The sequence below is a fragment of the Terriglobia bacterium genome, from assembly GCA_036496425.1.
Classification (GTDB): Bacteria; Acidobacteriota; Terriglobia; order 20CM-2-55-15; family 20CM-2-55-15; genus 20CM-2-55-15.
Genome location: DASXLG010000346.1, coordinates 1 through 18380 on the forward strand (window position 1 = coordinate 1; position 18380 = coordinate 18380).

Sequence of the window (18380 nt, forward strand, 5' to 3'; positions counted from 1 at the left end):
GTTTTTGCGCCCCATCTGCGTCATCCGCGTCATCTGCGGCTAAAAACGTGACGAACTTCCTACCCTTTGTCCTGGCCGATCTCGCGCCGGGCGGTAAACTTCGCGCCGGAATCAACTACAGCAATTTCGTCCTCGCGACAAAAGATCCCGCGACCGGCGAGCCCCGCGGCGCCGCGCCGGATGTGGCGCGCAAGATTGCGCAGAGCCTCAACGTTCCTATCGAGTTCGTCACGTTTGAAACCGCCGGGGGGATGGCGGATGCCGTCACTACCGGCGTGTGGGATATCGCATTCCTCGCGAACGAGCCCGAACGCGCCGGCGGCATTCTGTTCTCGCCACCATACCTTCAGATCGAGGCTGGCTATCTTGTTCCGCCGGGCTCCGCAATTCGAAGCTTTTCAGAGGTGGATCAACCCGGCCTGCGGATCGCCATCGCTCTCAAGAGCGCCTATGATCTGTTTCTCAGCCGTACCCTGCAGCACGCCGGCCTCGTTCGGGCACAAGGCATGCCCGCCTCTTATGAGGTTTTCCTCACTCAGAAACTCGATGTCCTGGCCGGAATCAAACCGTGGTTATCGATAATCGAGGAGAAGTTGCCTGGCGCCCGCATCCTCGATGGACATTTCATGTCGGTACAGCAGTGCATCGGAACGCCGCGCGGCCGCGAAAATGGAGCGCGATTCCTGAGAGAGTTTGTCGAACGTTACGTGAAGTGAAACGCCGCCGCGCCGTTCCGTTATGAATGCGGTATCATGTCCCCGTTATGCCGATTTACGAATATCAGTGCAAGAAATGCGGCCATCAGTTCGAATTCCTCGTTATTCCTTCCGCGCCGGCGGCGGCCTGTCCGAAATGCCGCCACGCCAAGCTGGACAAGCTGATTTCCTTGTGTTCAGTGAGCTCTGAGGGTACGCAGCAGGCGCATTTGAAAGCCGCGCGGAAGGCCGCAACTGCAGTACACAAGGACAAGCAGTACGAGGAACACAAGGCGGCTCACCACCACGACGACTGACGCGGCTACCACTTGAGTCCGGTCACATCGATCGGATCGAGGAGCTTGAATACGAGCGCATCCTTATCGGTGTCTTCGGTCGCGGGGCCGGCCGCGAATTCTCCGACTGCGCCCGCTCCCACACTCGGATTCCTGGCTATTTCCGCGCCTGCGGCGGCTCCAAGCGCGCCTCCGATCAATTCGCTGGCAGCGCGTCCCATAAGAGAGAGGTCCGACGCGCGCTTCAGGTCGGTCGTCAGCGGGCTGCTGTGGAGCGGGACCGTACGGTTTTGCGCCATCAAGCTCAGGAGGCGCAACGTGACTTTACCTTCGTCTCTCGGATGCTTTTCGACGGAGAGGACGCGCACGAATCCCCGCGCCTCGGCTGGAACCGCGGGGTAGGTGCCTGCCATAACCGTATCCGCGATGATCGCCTGCATGATGTCGCCGGACTTTGTTTCGCTGGAGAGTTCTCCGACCAGCCGTATGCGGATGCGGGTGCCTGCCGGAAGCACAACGCGGGCTGGACTGTTCACCACCTGATCCGCCGAAGCCCTGATCGACCGGACTGTCCAGATCGAGAGAGCGATGACCAGCGACGGGCCGAAGATACATAGCAGAAACAGAAAACGCCGCATGTCACTTTCCCAGCAGCCTGCGTGCCAGCCCTGCGTTGTTCATCCGCCGTGCGCGGCCGTTCTTTCGCAACTTATTGAAGGCTCAGCCTATCGTAACGGCGCCGAAAAGGCAGGCATCACTTCGTCCACGAACAGCCGCAAGGATTTGAGGGCCTGCTGATGCGGCAGTCCGCCCCAGGCGAAAACGCAAAGCACGTAGTTGCAGGCGCTTGTCTCAATCAGTCTGGTCATTTGCTCGCGCACGCGCGACGGCGAGCCGCATAGAACGGTTTCGTTCTGTGCCGCGCTTTCCCAGGAAAAACGGGCATCCATGCTGTGATCATTGTTTTCATGCCAGAGTTTCGTAATGGACCGGTACCAGCGGTCATGGGCGCCACGGGCCAGTTGCAGCCCTTCGGCATCGGTCTCCGCGACCACGATCAGCCGCATGATGCCAAGCCGCGGCGAACGGACGTGGGCGTTTAATCGATTCGGGTCGTTCCGATGTTCATTCCAGACCTCGCGGTATTTATCGACCTGCCGCCGCACATGCGCCGCCGGACCCAGCCCTGCAAAATTGAAGCCGTGACGAGCTGCGTATGGAATGCTTTCCAACGAACTGGTCGGGTACCACAGCGGGGGATACGGCCGCTGCAGCGGATGAACTTCGACCGGGACGTCCTCATACTGGTAATGCTCGCCTTTGAAGTTGATCCGATCGGACGTCATCGCGGCGATCAGCACCGACATCGCCTCTTCATACATCGCACGCGAACGGCTCACGTCGATTCCGAAGTAGCGGACTTCATGAGGCGAGGCGCCGCGTCCGACTCCCAGTTCCAGGCGTCCGATGCTCAAGTTATCGAGCATCGCGATGTCATCGGCGAGCCGGACGGGATCGTACAAAGGAAGCACGTAAGTCAATGGGCCGAGGCGGATTTGTCTCGTCCGTTGAGCCGCTGCCGCAAGGAAAAGCGACGGAGAGGGTGCGAGCCCCAGCGCTGTGCCGTGGTGTTCTGCCAGGTGATAACAGAAGAATCCGGCAGTATCGGCGGCTTCCAGCAGCTGCAGCCGCTCTTCATAAAGCTGATGCAGGGGAACTGTTCCCTGATCGATCCAGTCGAAAAGCCCAAAATCGACGCCCATCCGCGTACTGTACGGAAAAGACCCGTCCGTTCGCAAACCGGATTTTGCTCTTGCATCGACGGCCCGGCGGCACAGACAATCTGCCAGAATATGCCGAAGGATCGACAGAATGATCTGGGGCAGGAGATCGAAGCCCTGAAAAGGCGCGTCGCCGAGCTCGAGCAGGGAGAAATGGCGCAGTTCTTCCTGGCCGCAATCGTTGCCTCCGCCGACGATGGGATCATCAGCAAAACCCTGGACGGCACGATCCGTACCTGGAATGAGGGCGCTCAACGGATACTCGGCTACACGCCGCAGGAAATCGTAGGCAAGCCGGTCTACAAGCTGATTCCTCATCACCTTTACGATGAAGAGCGTGAAATCCTGCTCAAGATCAGCCAGGGCGGGCATGTCTCGCATTTTGATACGATCCGAATCGCCAAAGACGGCCGGCAATTAAACGTTTCCCTGTCGATCTCGCCGATCAAGGACCGGCAGGGCAACATCATCGGAGCCTCCAAAATCCTTCGGGACATTACGGAACGCAAACGGATTGAGGAAGAAAGGCAGGCCGCGCTGAACGAAGCCCGTCATGCCCGCCAGGAAGCTGAAGTTGCGAGCCGCGTCAAAGATGAATTTCTGGCGACGATCAGCCATGAGCTTCGGACGCCGCTGACAGCCGTTCTCGGATGGGTCCGGATGCTTCGCGCCGGCAAATTGGACCCGGAAACGTCGGGGCGCGCGATGGAGGTCATCGATCGAAACGTCCGATCTCAGGCCCAGTTGATTGAGGATCTGCTCGATATTTCGCGGATCACCATGGGTAAGTTGCGGCTCGACGTCCGTCCGGTTCAACCTGCGAGCGTTATCTCAGCGGCGGTGGAATCGCTGCGCTTTGCCGCGGACGCCCGCCAGACCCGCATTCAGACGGTCCTGGATTCCAATGCGGGACCCATCGTGGGCGATTTTGAAAGGCTTCAGCAGGTAGTGTGGAACCTGCTTTCGAATGCCATCAAATTCACGCCGAAAGGCGGGCGCGTGCAGGTTGTGCTGGAGCGGGTGAATTCGCACATCGAGATCCGCGTGACGGATACCGGCCGCGGACTGAAGCCGGAATTCCTGCCGTACATATTCAATCGATTCAGCCAGGCGGAAGCCGTCACGACCCGCACTCATGGCGGGCTGGGAATGGGACTTGCCATCGCAAAGGCTATCGTGGAATTGCATGGCGGCACGATCACGGGGACGAGCGAAGGCGAAGGCAAAGGCGCCACGTTCACGGTACATCTGCCGCTGATGCCCATCAGCCGCGAATTCCCGGCGGAGCGCGCTCATCCGAAAGCAGGCTGGAGCGAGATTTCGCTGGAATGCCCGCCGGAAGTGGCCGGCCTCAAAGTTCTTGCGGTGGACGATGACGCGGACACTTGCGACATGATCCGAACCGCTCTGGAGCAGTGCGGCGCCGTTGTCGAAACGGCAGGAAGCGCCGATGCCGGTTTTGAGGCTTACAAGTCGTTTCAGCCGGAAGTGCTGATATCCGACGTCGGCATGCCCGAGGTTGACGGTTACGAATTCATCCGGCGTGTCCGCGACTACGAGCGGCAAACGAAAAGAAAGGTTCCCGCCGTCGCCCTTACCGCGTTTGCCCGGATCGAAGATCGCGTGAAATCGCTCGCCGCAGGCTACCAGATGCACGTCGCGAAACCCGTTGAGCCCGGCGAACTTCTGACAATTGTCGCGAGCCTGTCCGGGTTTATCGACCGCCGCCTTTGATGCAATTTCCAATAGATTTCCCTTCCTATTTCAGCACCTGAAGCTCGGGCTTAACCCCCGCTGGCAGCGGGTAGCGATCCACATTCAACAGCATCGATACGAGCTGGTAATAACCCATCACGCCGATCAGGTCGACCACGCCGTGCTCACCGAACTTATCCTTCGTCGCTTTGAAAATGGGATCGCTCACTTGATGGGTCTTCAACAACTCGGTGGTGAAGTTGTAGACCACGGTTTCGTCGGCGTCCATGGACTCCGGCCGTTTACCCGCCGCGATCGATTTGATGATTGCTTCGCTCAGTCCGGCCTGGGCGGCCGCAGCGCGATGCGCGTTCCATTCGTACTGAGCGGTCCAGTGCCTGGCTGTCATGATGATCGCCATTTCATTCAGTTTTTTGGGGATGGAAGAATGGAATCGCATGGATGCGCCGAATTGTTGAGCGAGGTCGCCCATTTCGGGGCTGCGCAGCAGGACATTGAAAGGACCGCTGGCGCCGCGCCGCTCGCCGCTGACGAGGTGGTCCATCATGGTTTTCTGTTGCGGCGTCATCTCATCGTAATTGAGCGGTTTGAACCTGTCGCCGACGAGCTTGATGTCCCGCGGATTCGGCGCCGGAGCCTGCCCGGCCAGAAAAGTTCCCAACAGCAGAGCGGCGGCGGCGCAAATCGCGATAGATGCGTAGAACTTCATGATCCCTCCCTCGTTTTGCGCGTAGTTTACATCAAAGCGGAACCGAGAAGAATTTCCGCTCTGGCGTGTGCAAGGAAAAAGCGCCATTCCGTAAGCCATCACCCCTCAGGGTTTTACAGATGGCAGGACTGTTGCAGCATGTAGGACAAGGAGGGTCTATGCTTAACGTGAAACGAACAATTGCGCGATTCATTATGCCATCGGCGGCGATAGTGGTCATTGTGGGCCTCGCTCTGGCATTTGGACAGGTCGCCGTCACACCGGCAGCCGCCGCCAGCCCGGCCTTGACGGCCGCAGCCGCCGCGGGAGCCGCGGCACCGAGTCCAGCAGACGACCATCGGTACTATGACAAGGAGCACAGGGACTATCACGTCTGGAACGACCATGAAGATCATAGGTATCGCGAGTATTTGAAAGAACGGCACCGCGAATACCGGAGCTTTGGCAAGCTGAACCGCAGGGACCAGGCCGCCTACTGGCATTGGCGGCATGAACATCCGGAAGAAGTGCGGTAACACCTTAAATTAATGCTATTGGACCATTGCATCAGTTCGACAGTTCTTCATTTCTTCAACTTGAAGCAATAAAGAAACCTGCAATGATGCAATGATCCAATTGTCAGAGAAATTCCCTAAATTCATTCGATCCCTGGCTTATTATTGTGGGCCGAGGATCCTATGCGAATTTGCATTCTTCTCTGGCTGATGCTGGCTGCGCCTGCGTTTGCGCAAATGGAGCTGTCCGGCGAGTGGGCCGGCAAGTATCACGAAGATCAAACCGATCGCATTCCCGGCGATGTGCAAGGCGATTTCAGCGGTGTACCATTAAATGACGCCGCGCGAATGTACGCCGAATCCTACGACGTTCGCCGCGTTGTGCTGCTGGAACATCAATGCGCCCCTTATAATCTCGCGCACATCTTCCGCGGGCCGATGCAGTTCCGCATCTGGGAAGAAAAGGATCCGGCAACCCAGCAGATCATCGCCTACAACGAATTCCTCGGCACCTATCAGCAGTTCCGGAAGATCTGGATGGACGGCCGTCCGCATCCTCCCGAATACGCACCCCATACCTTCATGGGATTCTCCACCGGAGAATGGCATGGAGATGTCCTGACCGTAACGACGACGCACATCAAGAAAGAATTCTACCGGCGCAGCGGCATTCCCAGCAGCGACCTGACGACCGTTGTCGAACACTACATCCGGCATGGAAACCTTCTGACCCACGTGATGATCGCGACTGATCCTGTCTATCTCTCCGAACCGTACGTCAACAGCGAAGAGTTCGTCCTGATGGAACGTGGTAATCAGAACTGGCTGTACAACTGCGAATACGCGATGGAAGTTCCCACGGACAAGAACAAGGTGCCACATTTCCTGCCCGGCAAGAATCCGTTCATCAAAGACTTTTCGGACAAATTCGGCCTGCCGTTCGATGCGGTCTTCAGTGGCGCAATGTCCACATATCCGGAGTACATGGCGAAAATCGAATCCGGATCGATTCCCAAACCTGTGAATACCTCCGCTTCGAATACTGCCGTGAAGCCGGCTGCAGCCTCGGATGCTTCGCAGGGCGATGTCAAAATCTTTCATGTTCAAGGAAATGTCTACCTCTTGTACGGTGCGGGCGCCAATGTTGCCGTGCAGATCGGCGATGAAGGCGTGGTCGTCGTGGATACGGGATCGGCGGCGAACCGCGAAAAAGTTCTTGCCGCGATCCGGCAGCTCTCGACAAAGACCATCCGCTGGATTGTCAACACGGCCGCGGATGTTGATCACACCGGCGGAAACGCCACGATCTCTCAAGCCGGAATGACGGTAAACGGCAACCCTGCCGCGATCATCGCCAATGAGAAAACGCTGGCGCTCATTACCGATGCCGGCCGTCCGTCGACTGAATGGCCCTTGAATACATTTTCCGAAGATCAGCGCGACTTTTACTTCAACGGAGAAGCGATTTTCGTTTATCACATCCCGCGCGCTCATACAGATGGGGATGTGATGGTTTATTTCCGCGGCTCGGACGTTCTCGTTTCCGGCGATCTTTTCCTGGAGACAAGCTATCCCGTAATCAATGCCAAAGAGGGCGGCGGCGTGGGCGGTTTTATTCAGGGGCTGAACAAGATGCTCGATATCGCCGTACCGAAATACCTGCAGGACGGCGGAACCTATGTGATTCCCGGCCATGGCCGGGTCAGCGACGAAGCGGATGTCGTGGAGTATCGCGACATGATCTACATCATCCGCGATCGCATTCAGGACATGATCAAACGCGGTATGTCGCTCGAGCAGGTGAAGGCCGCGAAGCCCACGCTGGATTATGACGGGCGGTACGGGGATCCATCTGTTTTCATCGAAGCCGTCTATAACGATGTCAGCGGGAAGAAATAGGGGACATATGAAACGTACAACGTTGATCTCGGTGTCCGGATTCTTCCTGATTTCCGTTTTTGTATTGGCGCAAGGCGGCGGGCAGCGGGGAGCGCCGGCGGTTGCGAAGGCGATCGCTCCGGTGGACTTCACGGGTTACTGGGTAGCGGTCGTCAGCGAAGACTGGCGTCATCGCATGATGACGCCGCGCAAAGGCGACTACGAAAGTATCCCGCTCAACGCGGAAGGCCGTCGGGCCGCCGATACATGGGATCTCAATAAAGACAATCAAGCCGGCGTCCAGTGCAAAGCCTTCGGCATCGGCGGCATCATGCGCGAGCCTGGACGGCTCCATATCACCTGGCAGGATGACAACACCATGAAGGTCGATTTCGACGCCGGCACACAGACCCGCCTTCTCAATTTCGACAAAACGAAACTGCCGAACGCTTCAGAGAAAGCGGACAGGACCTGGCAGGGAATTTCCCTCGCGCAATGGGAAGGGCCCGCTCTCGGGCAGCGCGGCCGGGGAACGCCGGCGAATGCAGCGCCGCTCGATCCGGGCGGCGGCGGCGCGGGTCTGCGCGGCGGTCCGGCTCCGCCATCCGCAGTGCTGCAAGGCGGGTCGTTGAAAGTAGTGACGACTCATTTCCGTTCGGGATATCTCAGGAAAAACGGCGTGCCATACAGCGAGGATGCCACCATCACCGAATATTTCAATCGCTTGCCGCAGTCGCCGAACGGTGACAACTGGCTGCTCGTCGTCACCACTGTCGACGACCCGAAATATCTCAATGAGCCGTTCTATACGAGCACGCAGTTCAAACTCGAGCCGAACGGCTCGAAGTGGAATCCGACGTCGTGCAAAACGCCGCCTCCGCCGAAGTAGTGTATTCAACACACCCTGTCAGCCCGGTTACTTCCCCTGCGCTTTCTGAATCGGCGGCGGCAGTGGCGCAGGATCGATATAGCCGCGCGTTCCATCCGGACGGATCGGGCCGGGGCCGAAGCCGAGGTGATCCTTATCGATGTTGTTTTCGCTGCAGGAGTATTCCTCGATTTCTTCGTCGGGCTTGCCCAGTACCCACGTTCGTGAATACGTAAACGGCTTCGTATAGAACTTCGGATCTTCGATTCGCGTTTCGACGTGGATGTGGTTCAAGTCCGGCCGCGTCCAGCGCTCGACAACGTGGAGCGCATCGCTGTGCGGATTGGCATTCTCGTCGATCCAGACCTTGTCGTCCTTGAAGCCGATCGAGTCGATGACCAGTGTGTCTCCCTCCCAGCGGCCGAGCTCCTCACCGAAGAAGGAAGGATCGGGATCGTCGGAATGCTTGCGCTTGGGATCGATTGGAATCAGGCGGTAGTAGCTGTACCAATAGAGGAACGCGACTTTCTTTGCTCCCTGCAGCACCTCGAAGGGGAGGCCGCTTGCGTCGTGGCGGGGAATGCCGCCGATGATGCACAAACTCTCCGGATCGATCGTCGCAGTCAGGTTGCGCTGGAGCGCCGCTTCTCCAGCAGGAGTGAGCGGAAGTTTAAATCCCGGCTGGTCCTTCCCGATGTTTCCACCCGGAGTCGTCTGGCGTGTCCCTTTCCAGTAACCGCTCAAATCGGGATGACCATCCGCCATGCGAGGCGCCGGCTTCGGGTTCGCGGACTTCACGTCATCGACGGTCAGGGGATTGTCCTGGCGCGCAAACGCGGCAGACGAGAGGATGCAAGTACCCGCGAGCGCCAGAACCGCGTAGGCAGCGAAGATCGATATACGCCGCATGGCTGCTCCTTATGGATTACCCGGACCGCCGTCGCCCGCGGAACCGCCGGAGACGACGCGTCCGTCCGGCAGCGTCACGCGCCGCGCGTCCATCAGGTGCGATCCGTCTTTTGCGCGATAGCCGTCGACCACCATCGTGTCGCCCAGCTTGATATCGCCGCGCCTGAAACCGCGCCGCGACAGGGCTCCCGGCGATCCCGCTTCACAACTCCATCGCGTGACATTGCCGGCCTCGTCTTTCACATCGATATAGAAGTATGAGTGCGGATTGGTCCACTCGATCTTGGCCAGCGACCCTGTGACGCGGAGCGCCTGGCTGGCATCGAATTCCGCCGCAAAGGAGTGATGCGCGAGCAGCGGCGCGGCCAATGCCGCAATCAGGACAATCGTCAGCGCGAAAGGTCTCATGGGAACCTCCGGCCGTATTTTATTGGTTTTCGTCTGCCGGCACCAAGGCAATACAAGTGGAAGAAAACGGAGTTCCGCGAGAGCAGCCCGCAGAAATGTTTCCACTTTCGGACAGATTCAGAATGTCGGCGGGCCAGGCGGGGTCGATTAAGAAACGCGCCTCAGCACTTCGATACGACCCGCGTTTGGACCAACCGTGGTTCGGCCGGCGACAGAGGCGGCATGGAGACTGGCCAAGGCCGGTTCACCCGAGACAGGGGATCGCATTCTTCCGGTTCGCGGTCCGGTCCCAAGCCCACGACGGTACAGAAATCCCGGAATCCGTTCCGCGATAGAGGCAGCTACGCCGTCAACCGCTTCGGCTCACCACGCGACTGCCGCGCAATATGACGTTTCGGGAACGGTGCTGTTGAAAGGCGTCATCACGCGCATCGAATGGAGCAATCCCCACATTCACGGAACGACGCTGTCATTCGAACGCCTATCCCTCAAACCCCCCGCTGATCATTCCAAAAACCAGCATTCCGCCTGCGCGAAATCCATCATGCTCCCCGACGGGAGCCGGTTCACATTTGTGGTCGGGATTTAAGCTTTCCCTCGGATGAACATGGAGGGGCGCACCCATGAATTCCCAGCAATTCAGCGACGCACGTGCTTGCGCCTTGTTGCCAGAGCGAGGATGCCTCCGGACAACAGCACGAGCGAACTTGGCTCCGGCACAGCAGAGACGGGGGGACCGGAAGGCCCGAACACCGAAATCGTACCTGTTGCATTGTCGCTGCTAACTACCGTGAAACTCGGGTCCGTAAAATTCCTGCTGTCCACCTCGACCACCAGATCGGGAGTGGCCTCATTGGGGACAATTCCGGTGGTTGTGTCCGGCGGGCGCGTGAACATGTCGAATGTGATCACATCGCCGGTGGAGCTCACCCGGCCGGGAATGTAGTCCCCTTGGCACTCGCCTTCGTCCTGAGGGCCGCACTCGTTCCCGCCCCTTCCGGACAAAATGTCGTATCCCACATCGGTTTTATATCCGCCGAAGCCGGCCCAATTGATCATCGTAATGTCAGCGGCGGATCCGCGCTCGTTGTAGACCTGAAGCATGAAGTCCACGCAGCCGTTACAGAAAACGTTGTTGGGGTCAGAAACCGCTTCACCGATGATTTCAAAGTAGGTGGAATCCGTGGTTACGTTACCGGAAGTGAAGGTGGTTACGCCCTGAGTGGAGAATGTGTTCAGGACTGTGCCCGAAAAGTAGCCTCCAAGGCTGAAGATATCCGGAGTGCCGCTCGAACCCGGCATCAATGGGTCGGCATTGGCAGGTAGCGGGATCACCATTACGCTCAGTATGCCGGCGAGAAACATAAGTACCGTCAGTCGAGTCTTCAGCATAATCCCTCCCAAAATTCGACGAAATTCGTGTCGGGCGACAAGTTTTTGCGCGGATTTCGCACCTTAGCTGGGGCGAACAGTATTTTCAGCAGATATTTATGTAAATACGCCTTTCGGCGTAGGGAAGGTCTCAGCACAATCCGGAGACTGGATTGCGCGGCCGCAGTCGGGCTTTGCCCAACGGGAAATCAACGACGGCGGATGTGGACTGTAGGCGCGGTCTATGACCGCGCCTACAGCGGGAAAAGGCCACCGAAGGCTTCCGGGGTGTCTAAGCTAACGATGGGCACGAATAATCTCCCAAACGCGGTTGACAGCTGCGGTGCGAGTTCCAATGCCCAGTTTTTGATAAATATTTTCCAGGTGTTTCTGGACGGTACGTGGGCTTAAGTCCAGGATTTCGCCGATTTCCGCGTTGGTCTTCCCCAACACCAGCCATTCCAGGACCTGAACCTGGCGTGTTGTCAAACCGAAGGATCGCAATGCCTCGGGGCGAATATGCGAGCTGTCCTCGGTCAGCAACAGCAGCGTGGACCATTCGTCGAGCATCATTCTGACGGTTAATCGGGACTGATCCTTTTCAATGACTAACGGTGCCGGGCGAACTCCGCTGTCAAGTAACTCTCTTTGCCGTTGCGCCCATCGTTGCAGGCCGTCCGGAAGTGTGTGGCGAGTCTGCGCTCCGAAATATCGTGTGATTAGCGCTTCTGCGTGTGGAGAGGGGGGAAGAACGCGTCCACCGGGCGTCATTGTGACCACCGCGCTTTGTGAAGGCTGCGCCGTCTGAGACAGAATCCGCGCCTCCTGGGAGAACGACGTGAATGCCTCGGCGTTCTTGTATGCCTGACGGATATGCGGGCTGGCGCATGCCAGCAATTGCCGCTCGCGTTCGGAAAAGTCGACCATCGCACGGTTGAGGGAAAGTGCAAGCACCCATGACGCGTCGACTTGAACGGTAAATGCGATTTGATGTTCGATTCGTAAAGGATGGAAAAACTCTTCGTAGATACCGAGATCGTGAAACTTCGGACGGCTCAACAGGTCGGCAATTTTGACGACGTCCTGCGCCCCGCGATCGAACAGCGGCAGCAGTGGGTGCTGGTACACGAATTTTTCGTAACCTTCGGCCACATCGTCGCCGACGCCGGCCGGATCCGTGAGATGTTCCGTCGGGTGTGTGCGGGTCATGTCGGTTGCGCTGTACGCCGCCACGTCCGCCGGCGCCAGTTCCCGCAGCGCCGTAACGGCGTGCCGATGAAAAGCAGGCAACTCACGAAGTTGGTACATGTCGTGAAGGAAATCGAGCAGACTGGTGAAATCGTCGGTCGATAAGGTGTTACGCATACGTGTGGTTGGCAAGGTAAGGTAACACGTGGTTTACGGGACTACAACGAATCGGCTACGGAGCATAAATGAAAGCACGTCGGCGGCACATGCGGCGACAAACGCGGAGTGTCGGGCAGCCTGCGAACCTGGGAATTGCCGGTTCATTTCCACGGCCAGGCCATACTGTTCACAAGATGGCTAACGCTGTATTGAGTATTTACAGCCGATCCGGATCACCCGCATCCGGCCGCGGCCGCGGTATCCCATGCGATAACACGATCGAAGCGAATCGAAATTGTTCGACTCCACGTAAGAAACAAGCCCTTTGAAGCCCTTGTATGCCGCCAGCGAGCGTCATTCCGATCGCGTGGAACCGCTGGCCGCGATATGCAGACAACGTGAAACTGCCTTTTCAAAATTCTGATCAAGGCCGGGAAAACCTGGTCCGGTTTCTAAAATCATGATCAAGGTTGGGAAATCCTGGTCTGGTTTCTAAAATCCTGACCAAGGCTGGGAAAACCTGGTCCGGTTTCTAAAATCATGATCAAGGTTGGGAAATCCTGGTCTGGTTTCTAAAAATCCTGACCAAGGCTGGGAAATCCTGGTCTGGTTTCTAAAATCCTGATCAAGGTTGGGAAATCCTGGTCCGGTTTTCAAAATCCTGACCAAGGTTGGGAAATCCTGGTCCGGTTTTCAAAATCCTGGTCAGGGCTGGAAAATCCTGGTCCGGTTTCTAAAATCCTGATCAAGGTTGGAGAATCCTGGCCATTGTCCTTAATTCCTGGTTCTGCGATGCGGACCGTCACAAATTACCCCATCTTCAGAACGGACGAAAATATTTTTTCGTTGCACCTAACGCACTTGTTTTGATGAGCATGCGTCGTTTCGGCCCGATTTTTATCGCGAGAATTTTCCTACCCCTTCCGGTTTTATAGGCATGGAGCGAATTTTTGAGATCGAAACAGCGAGAGCAACGGGGTCCGGAGATTTCAAAAAAGTTTGTAAGGTTTTGCCCGTTTCCGTCGTTTTACCTATAGAGGGCAATGAGCATCAGTAAGAGGGAATATTAAGTATCGAGATGTGGAGAGACAGAGAAGCCGGCCGCATGTCTCTCGACCTTTATCGGCGCGGCTGGCAAAACTCAAACACAAGGTGAAATATGGCTAAGAAAACTTCGACACCGATTCAAATCAAGGCAAAGCTTGGGATGCAGGATGTGGCCGATATGGATGTCGTGAAGGCGCTGACTGCAGCGTACAACGGCCTCCTGAACAACTCGGCATTTCCGACTTTCCCGGTCGATCTGGTCTCTTACAAGGCCGGCATCGATAAATTCAGTGCGTTGGTCATCGACGCGGAGGACGGCGGTAAGAAAGCCACCTCCGCGAAAGATGAACAACGTGGGGTCGTCATCAAGATGTACACGCAGCTCGGACATTGCGTCGAAGCGGCGTGCAACGACAACATGGCGATCTTCGTTACCAGCGGCTTCACGGCGCAATCGAAAACAAAGACTGCGCCGGCGCCGTTGACTGAAGCGGCGTTCAGCTCGATTGATCGCGGGCCCAACAGCGGCGACGCGGTGGTCAAACCCGAAAATCAGCCGGGCGCCATGCTCTTCGAGGTGCATTACGCACTTCAAGGCGCGGGCGGGACACTCGGTCCCTGGACATCGGTAACCATAACCAGTCCCAAGAAGGTAACCATCAGCGGCCTGACCATGGGCGGAATTTATCAGTTCCAGATCCGTGCGCTGGGTAAGCTGGGTTATACCGACTGGATGGATACCAAGACCTTCGTCGCCGCTTAACAGCGCTGCGGGGCCTTGCCCAACGGGAACGGGAATAGCCACAAAAGGCACATCAGGGAGCAAGAAAGCACAAGACGGAGGTCATTCGCGATGTCTTTGTGCCTTTCGCGTTCTGCTATGTGTAACAAGGGCGTAGGTTTTAGTTTTTTAACACAGTTTTTCTAGATCCAAGAGGGCCAAATCGGTGATGCGGAACTGCAAGGCAGTGGCCATCACGGTTTGGCCTTTTTTGTTGAGTCGGTAGTAGTTGGTTTTGGGAACCCTGTGAATCAGTTCATGAGATGTAACGCGCCGCGGTCTTCTCCCCTGAAGTTCTCCCAATAAAACAAACTGAATTTATCGCGCTGGCTCGCGCCGAGAGGTGCCGGGTGGTTGAAAGAGCGGGATAGGATACGTGTCTAGTGTAGGGGGGAGAGGTATCCCATCCCAAAATGGGGAGTAGGAGTCCATAAGGAAGGCCGCCGGGAGCGGCCGAAGTCGCGCTTGATGCCGAGGAACTGAAGCGGACAGAAACTGGCTTCCAGTGGTTGGGAAGGAGAGGAGGGAGGAGTCCCGCCGATTCGCGATGAAACGAACCGGCGGGGAGAGACTCAGGTTAGGGGATCTGGAATCCAGCTCCGCCGCCACGAGCCCTCGGACCTGCTCAACCAGCAGGCAGGTAAAGCCGGGGCGCGACCCCCGGCAATTCAGAACGGCAGGCGGTACTGGCTGCCGTCATGGACGATAAAGCCTTCATCGCGGGCGCGGCGGATGGCCAGATCTGCCGTGCGTTTGGAGCATTGAGCGGATTGAATGACGCGTTGGCGGAGTTGGGTGAACGCGGCCGGAGAGCCAGCGTCGGCAAGAGCGCGGGCGACATCGGCGGGCTCGGCCTTGCGGCGAGCCGCCGGTGGGACAGAAGAGGAGCCGGAGGGAGAAAACCAAAGAGAGACAGTATCCAAAGCGAGCGTTCGGGAAGGCAAGGGAGCGGCATAACGAAACTGAAAGCGGAGTTCGACGGCGGGGATTTCGGCGGAAGGCCTGGCGAGCAGGAGGTAGGAATCGCCGACAGCATGGAGAGCCGAAGAGCCGCGGAACGCGCTGCCGAGTTCATAACGGCCGGCCGATTTTCTAATGTGATGGATGATGATGAGTGCGGCTCCCGAGGCGTCACGGAGACGGAGCAGGGATTGGCAAAGAGCGGCCATGGCGCGGGTGTCGTTTTCGTCTTGATCGTGTGAGGAGTAGAGAGGATCGATGACGATGACCTCGGCCTTGGCGGAACGAGCCGATTGAAGGAAGTGATCAAGGCCGGCTTGAGAGCTGAGCAGATGACCGCCCACGCGGGTGTCCACAAACAGAGTGGAGTCGGCGCGATTGCCGATGAGTTTGCGCATGGTGGCCAGGCGAAGGGCAAATTGCGGAGTGGGTAATTCAAACTGACAAATCAGGACACGCCGTGGAGAAGGGACGTTGAAACCGGCGTGGTCTCCACCGGAGGCCAGAGCCAGAGCGAGATTGGCGGCGAGCAGCGACTTGCCGGCTTTAGGTTCTCCCCCGATAAAGAGAATGCCCTGGGAGGGCAGCAGGCCGGGTTCAATCAGACACGGCTCGGGCGCGTGACGATCGGTGAGCAATTCCGCCAAAGATAAAACGGAGGGAGAGGATTTCGAGGAGACGCTCACAGCAGAGCCTCCGAGGCGGCATCGACCAGAATGGTTTCGTCGATAGTGGCGGCTTGGCGTAGCGCCCCCAGACGCAACGCGGTCAGAGCGAGTTTATTGACCTTGCGGGGAATGCCTTTGGTGACCTGGTAGAGGGCCTGACGGGCCGTGTCGTCAAACAGCGGAGTGGAAACGCCGGCGGCCTTGAGCTGATGGGCGATATAGGTGTCGAGTTCGGAGCGGGAGAGTCCTTCCAGATGATAGTGCACGCCGATGCGCTGGCGGAGCGCTTCATGAAGCTGAAGCGCCAGCGTGCGGCGCAGCAGAGGCTGACCGATGAGCAACAGGGTGAGAAAGTGGCAGGAATCCATTTCAAAATTCAAAAGCAAAGGCAGCTGTTCCAGAGCGGCATGGGACAGCAGTTGCGCTTCGTCAAAGACGAGAATGGGATGCTGCTTTTTGGTTTTGTTCAGACGGAGGATGGCCTCGGCGATCTGATCGACCAGATCGCCCTTGAAGTGAGCGGGCTCCAGATCCAGATCGCGCGCCAACTGGCGGAGCAGATCCAGAGCGGAGCCCGAGCTCCAGTGGAGATAGATCGTCTTGTAGAGATTCGGATTGAGGCCGGCCAGCCAGAGCCGGGCGGCGGTGGATTTGCCGGAGCCGGGATCGCCGGTGAGCAGGCCCACGCCGCGGTGATCGGCGAGAAACTGAAGGCGCGCTTTGGCCTGCGACCAGGCGGTGGATTCAAACAGTTGTTTGGGATCGGGACTGGAGGCGAAGGGTGTTTTCTTAAAACCGAAGAAGGTTTCAAACATCGCCGCCCTCCCGTTTCTGGAGAAGCAATTCGACATTTGATGCCGGTAGGTTGAGCGGGAGGGGTAGGCGCGGGTTTCGACGAGATCCAGAGTCCGTTGGCGACGGGATCGGCGAGGCGGGCCGCGCCGGCAAACACGCCGCCAAAGTAGACGTCGGCCTCGGCCGGGTCCATGGGATCGAAGCGGATCTCGACTTTGTGGCCGATCAGATGGGCGGGGGCTTCATAGAAGCGTTTTTGCAGCAGGAACGTGCAATCGCGTCGGACGACGCGGTCGAGGCGGAAGAAGAACAGGCGCCGGACATCGGTGGCGGGCGGCAGTTGACGGACTTGTTCGATATCGCGCTGCCAGCGGGCAAGCGGCGTGGTGTCTGGAGGTAAGCCGCCATGCGGTTTACGGTGATAGGCGGTTTGAATCCAGGCGTCGAGACGCGCGTTGAGATCCTCCATGCTGGAGATTTGCTTCAGGTCGAGGCTGGCCAGGCATTGCTCTCTCATGCCGCGAAAGAAACGTTCGATTTTCCCGCGGCCTTCGGGTTGATAGGGCGGGGTGTGGACAATCAGAATCCCGAGCGTGGCCGCGATGCGGGCCAGTTGAGCCGAGCGGTAGACCTGGCCATTGTCGACATAGAGGCGGACCGGAATGCCTCTGGCGGCGACGGCCTGGCGCAGGCAATCGAGCAGGGATTCCAAACCTTCATCGGCGTAAAACTGCGCATGGGGAATCAGACGGGATGCATCGTCGAGAACGGCGTAGAGCATCGCCTGTTGTTTGCCTCCGCCCGGACGGGGGATGTAGGGACCAAACATCATGTCGGATTGCCAGATCTGGTTGGCAAACTCCGCTTCAAATTTCTTGTGCGCGGCCGGAGCCAGCAGTTGCTTCTGAGTTAATCCTTTAGCTTTGAGAAAGCGGTAAAGACTGGCCGCCGACAAGGGCCGTGAGCTGGTGTCGCCGGAGACCAGCGCCAACTCGCGCAGCAGGGTGGTCCCGGAGCGGTGCGGGTTTTCCCGCTTGAGCCGCTCGATCAATGCCGCCAGCTGCGGGGAGATGACCTTGCTCTGGCTGCGATCCTTGCGGGTCTTCACGCCGAGAGCCTCCAATCCTCCCTTGCGGTAGCGCCGGGCCCAGATCAGCAAGGTGTCGACTGAAACGGTGGTGCGGTCTGAGCCCGGAATGCTGTAGCGCAGCGCCGCTAGTTCACGGGCGCGGCGCAAGAGCTCGCCGCGCGCCAGCTTTTCAAGAACCAGAGTGGCAATCAGACCATAACGGAACAGGGCAATTTTTTCAGATTTGGAATCGTCCATTCGGAAATAACCTCCTGGACCGGGACCTTAACCGGAGGGTTTTTCCGTGTCGATGCAAGAGGTGTGTAAAGCCTGCGCCCTGCCGCCCTCAGCGGAGTTGAGACTGAAGCGCCGGCCCTGCGGAGCCAGAGAAGACGGCCATCCCAGCAGATGCATGCGAAGCCATCCGAAGAGAAAGCAATGCGCCTCGGTGTAACGCGCCACGATAATTTGCGTCATCGCTGTCAGGGTAATTTGCCTCGAGATTCTCACCCTCAGAACGACGACATCGGATAAGAAGACCAGCCGCGGGATAGGGATACTGGTTTGTATAGGCAGAATGGAGTATCC

The 18380-nt window shown here is 57.9% G+C and carries 18 protein-coding genes and 1 pseudogene; 8 read left to right on the forward strand and 11 right to left on the reverse strand.

What is annotated here, in order from left to right; genetic code table 11:
* Positions 1-716: transporter substrate-binding domain-containing protein (locus VGK48_25295; GenBank protein ID HEY2384507.1), on the forward strand; the 716-nt coding region annotated here is incomplete at its 5' end.
* A 47-nt stretch (positions 717-763) separates the two neighbouring features.
* Positions 764-1012: a zinc ribbon domain-containing protein gene (locus VGK48_25300; protein HEY2384508.1), complete on the forward strand. Its 249-nt coding sequence runs from the start codon at positions 764-766 to the stop codon at positions 1010-1012.
* A gap of 5 nt (positions 1013-1017) precedes the next feature.
* On the opposite strand, the gene VGK48_25305 is transcribed toward VGK48_25300, so the two are convergent.
* Positions 1018-1629, reverse strand: coding sequence for a hypothetical protein (locus tag VGK48_25305; GenBank protein ID HEY2384509.1), 612 nt, complete (start codon positions 1627-1629; stop codon positions 1018-1020).
* Between the two features lie 87 nt (positions 1630-1716).
* On the reverse strand, positions 1717-2754 hold the full coding sequence (locus tag VGK48_25310) for an LLM class flavin-dependent oxidoreductase (protein ID HEY2384510.1): 1038 nt from the start codon (positions 2752-2754) through the stop codon (positions 1717-1719).
* 90 nt (positions 2755-2844) lie between these two features.
* On the opposite strand from VGK48_25310, the gene VGK48_25315 reads away from it, so the two are divergent.
* The gene (locus VGK48_25315; GenBank protein ID HEY2384511.1) at positions 2845-4506 is read left to right on the forward strand and encodes an ATP-binding protein; all 1662 of its coding nucleotides are present in this window, start codon (positions 2845-2847) and stop codon (positions 4504-4506) included.
* Positions 4507-4531: 25 nt separating this feature from the next.
* On the opposite strand, the gene VGK48_25320 is transcribed toward VGK48_25315, so the two are convergent.
* A complete protein-coding gene (locus tag VGK48_25320; protein HEY2384512.1) occupies positions 4532-5197 on the reverse strand; it encodes a carboxymuconolactone decarboxylase family protein in 666 nt (221 codons plus the stop codon).
* A 167-nt stretch (positions 5198-5364) separates the two neighbouring features.
* Here VGK48_25320 and VGK48_25325 point away from each other — a divergent pair, with 167 nt between their 5' ends.
* From VGK48_25325 to VGK48_25335, 3 genes are all read left to right on the forward strand, one after another.
* The gene (locus VGK48_25325) at positions 5365-5712 is read left to right on the forward strand and encodes a hypothetical protein (protein ID HEY2384513.1); all 348 of its coding nucleotides are present in this window, start codon (positions 5365-5367) and stop codon (positions 5710-5712) included.
* Between the two features lie 162 nt (positions 5713-5874).
* Positions 5875-7590, forward strand: coding sequence for an MBL fold metallo-hydrolase (locus VGK48_25330; GenBank protein HEY2384514.1), 1716 nt, complete (start codon positions 5875-5877; stop codon positions 7588-7590).
* Between the two features lie 7 nt (positions 7591-7597).
* Positions 7598-8458 carry a hypothetical protein gene (locus VGK48_25335; GenBank protein ID HEY2384515.1) on the forward strand — a complete coding sequence of 287 codons (861 nt, stop codon included), beginning with the start codon at positions 7598-7600 and terminating at the stop codon, positions 8456-8458.
* A gap of 27 nt (positions 8459-8485) precedes the next feature.
* Here VGK48_25335 and VGK48_25340 read toward each other — a convergent pair whose 3' ends face one another.
* Entirely contained in the window at positions 8486-9346 is an 861-nt protein-coding gene (locus VGK48_25340; protein ID HEY2384516.1) for a hypothetical protein, read from the reverse strand.
* A 9-nt stretch (positions 9347-9355) separates the two neighbouring features.
* Positions 9356-9754, reverse strand: a complete 399-nt coding sequence (locus VGK48_25345) for a DUF6152 family protein (GenBank protein HEY2384517.1) — start codon at positions 9752-9754, stop codon at positions 9356-9358.
* 196 nt (positions 9755-9950) lie between these two features.
* On the opposite strand from VGK48_25345, the gene VGK48_25350 reads away from it, so the two are divergent.
* On the forward strand, positions 9951-10343 hold the full coding sequence (locus VGK48_25350; GenBank protein HEY2384518.1) for a DUF6152 family protein: 393 nt from the start codon (positions 9951-9953) through the stop codon (positions 10341-10343).
* Positions 10344-10393: 50 nt separating this feature from the next.
* On the opposite strand, the gene VGK48_25355 is transcribed toward VGK48_25350, so the two are convergent.
* A complete protein-coding gene (locus VGK48_25355; GenBank protein HEY2384519.1) occupies positions 10394-11146 on the reverse strand; it encodes a PEP-CTERM sorting domain-containing protein in 753 nt (250 codons plus the stop codon).
* 276 nt (positions 11147-11422) lie between these two features.
* Positions 11423-12490: a LuxR C-terminal-related transcriptional regulator gene (locus VGK48_25360; protein HEY2384520.1), complete on the reverse strand. Its 1068-nt coding sequence runs from the start codon at positions 12488-12490 to the stop codon at positions 11423-11425.
* A gap of 1141 nt (positions 12491-13631) precedes the next feature.
* Between VGK48_25360 and VGK48_25365 the strand changes: the two genes are divergently transcribed.
* On the forward strand, positions 13632-14282 hold the full coding sequence (locus VGK48_25365) for a fibronectin type III domain-containing protein (protein ID HEY2384521.1): 651 nt from the start codon (positions 13632-13634) through the stop codon (positions 14280-14282).
* 686 nt (positions 14283-14968) lie between these two features.
* On the opposite strand, the gene VGK48_25370 is transcribed toward VGK48_25365, so the two are convergent.
* The 4 genes and pseudogenes from VGK48_25370 to VGK48_25385 form a co-directional block, all read right to left on the reverse strand.
* Positions 14969-15907 carry an AAA family ATPase gene (locus tag VGK48_25370; protein HEY2384522.1) on the reverse strand — a complete coding sequence of 313 codons (939 nt, stop codon included), beginning with the start codon at positions 15905-15907 and terminating at the stop codon, positions 14969-14971.
* A 35-nt stretch (positions 15908-15942) separates the two neighbouring features.
* On the reverse strand, positions 15943-16779 hold the full coding sequence (locus VGK48_25375) for an AAA family ATPase (protein ID HEY2384523.1): 837 nt from the start codon (positions 16777-16779) through the stop codon (positions 15943-15945).
* A gap of 116 nt (positions 16780-16895) precedes the next feature.
* Positions 16896-18050: pseudogene (locus tag VGK48_25380) on the reverse strand (DDE-type integrase/transposase/recombinase).
* A 27-nt stretch (positions 18051-18077) separates the two neighbouring features.
* A partial coding sequence (locus tag VGK48_25385) for a hypothetical protein (GenBank protein ID HEY2384524.1) occupies positions 18078-18380 on the reverse strand: 303 nt, incomplete at its 5' end.

Bases quoted from the DNA above. Each gene is read 5' to 3' on its own strand.
- VGK48_25300 (HEY2384508.1), top strand. From the start codon at position 764: ATGCCGATTTACGAATATCAGTGCAAGAAATGCGGCCATCAGTTCGAA.
- VGK48_25305 (HEY2384509.1), bottom strand. From the start codon at position 1,629: ATGCGGCGTTTTCTGTTTCTGCTATGTATCTTCGGCCCGTCGCTGGTC.
- VGK48_25310 (HEY2384510.1), bottom strand. From the start codon at position 2,754: ATGGGCGTCGATTTTGGGCTTTTCGACTGGATCGATCAGGGAACAGTT.
- VGK48_25315 (HEY2384511.1), top strand. From the start codon at position 2,845: ATGCCGAAGGATCGACAGAATGATCTGGGGCAGGAGATCGAAGCCCTG.
- VGK48_25320 (HEY2384512.1), bottom strand. From the start codon at position 5,197: ATGAAGTTCTACGCATCTATCGCGATTTGCGCCGCCGCCGCTCTGCTG.
- VGK48_25330 (HEY2384514.1), top strand. From the start codon at position 5,875: ATGCGAATTTGCATTCTTCTCTGGCTGATGCTGGCTGCGCCTGCGTTT.
- VGK48_25335 (HEY2384515.1), top strand. From the start codon at position 7,598: ATGAAACGTACAACGTTGATCTCGGTGTCCGGATTCTTCCTGATTTCC.
- VGK48_25340 (HEY2384516.1), bottom strand. From the start codon at position 9,346: ATGCGGCGTATATCGATCTTCGCTGCCTACGCGGTTCTGGCGCTCGCG.
- VGK48_25345 (HEY2384517.1), bottom strand. From the start codon at position 9,754: ATGAGACCTTTCGCGCTGACGATTGTCCTGATTGCGGCATTGGCCGCG.
- VGK48_25355 (HEY2384519.1), bottom strand. From the start codon at position 11,146: ATGCTGAAGACTCGACTGACGGTACTTATGTTTCTCGCCGGCATACTG.
- VGK48_25360 (HEY2384520.1), bottom strand. From the start codon at position 12,490: ATGCGTAACACCTTATCGACCGACGATTTCACCAGTCTGCTCGATTTC.
- VGK48_25365 (HEY2384521.1), top strand. From the start codon at position 13,632: ATGGCTAAGAAAACTTCGACACCGATTCAAATCAAGGCAAAGCTTGGG.
- VGK48_25375 (HEY2384523.1), bottom strand. From the start codon at position 16,779: ATGTCGAATTGCTTCTCCAGAAACGGGAGGGCGGCGATGTTTGAAACC.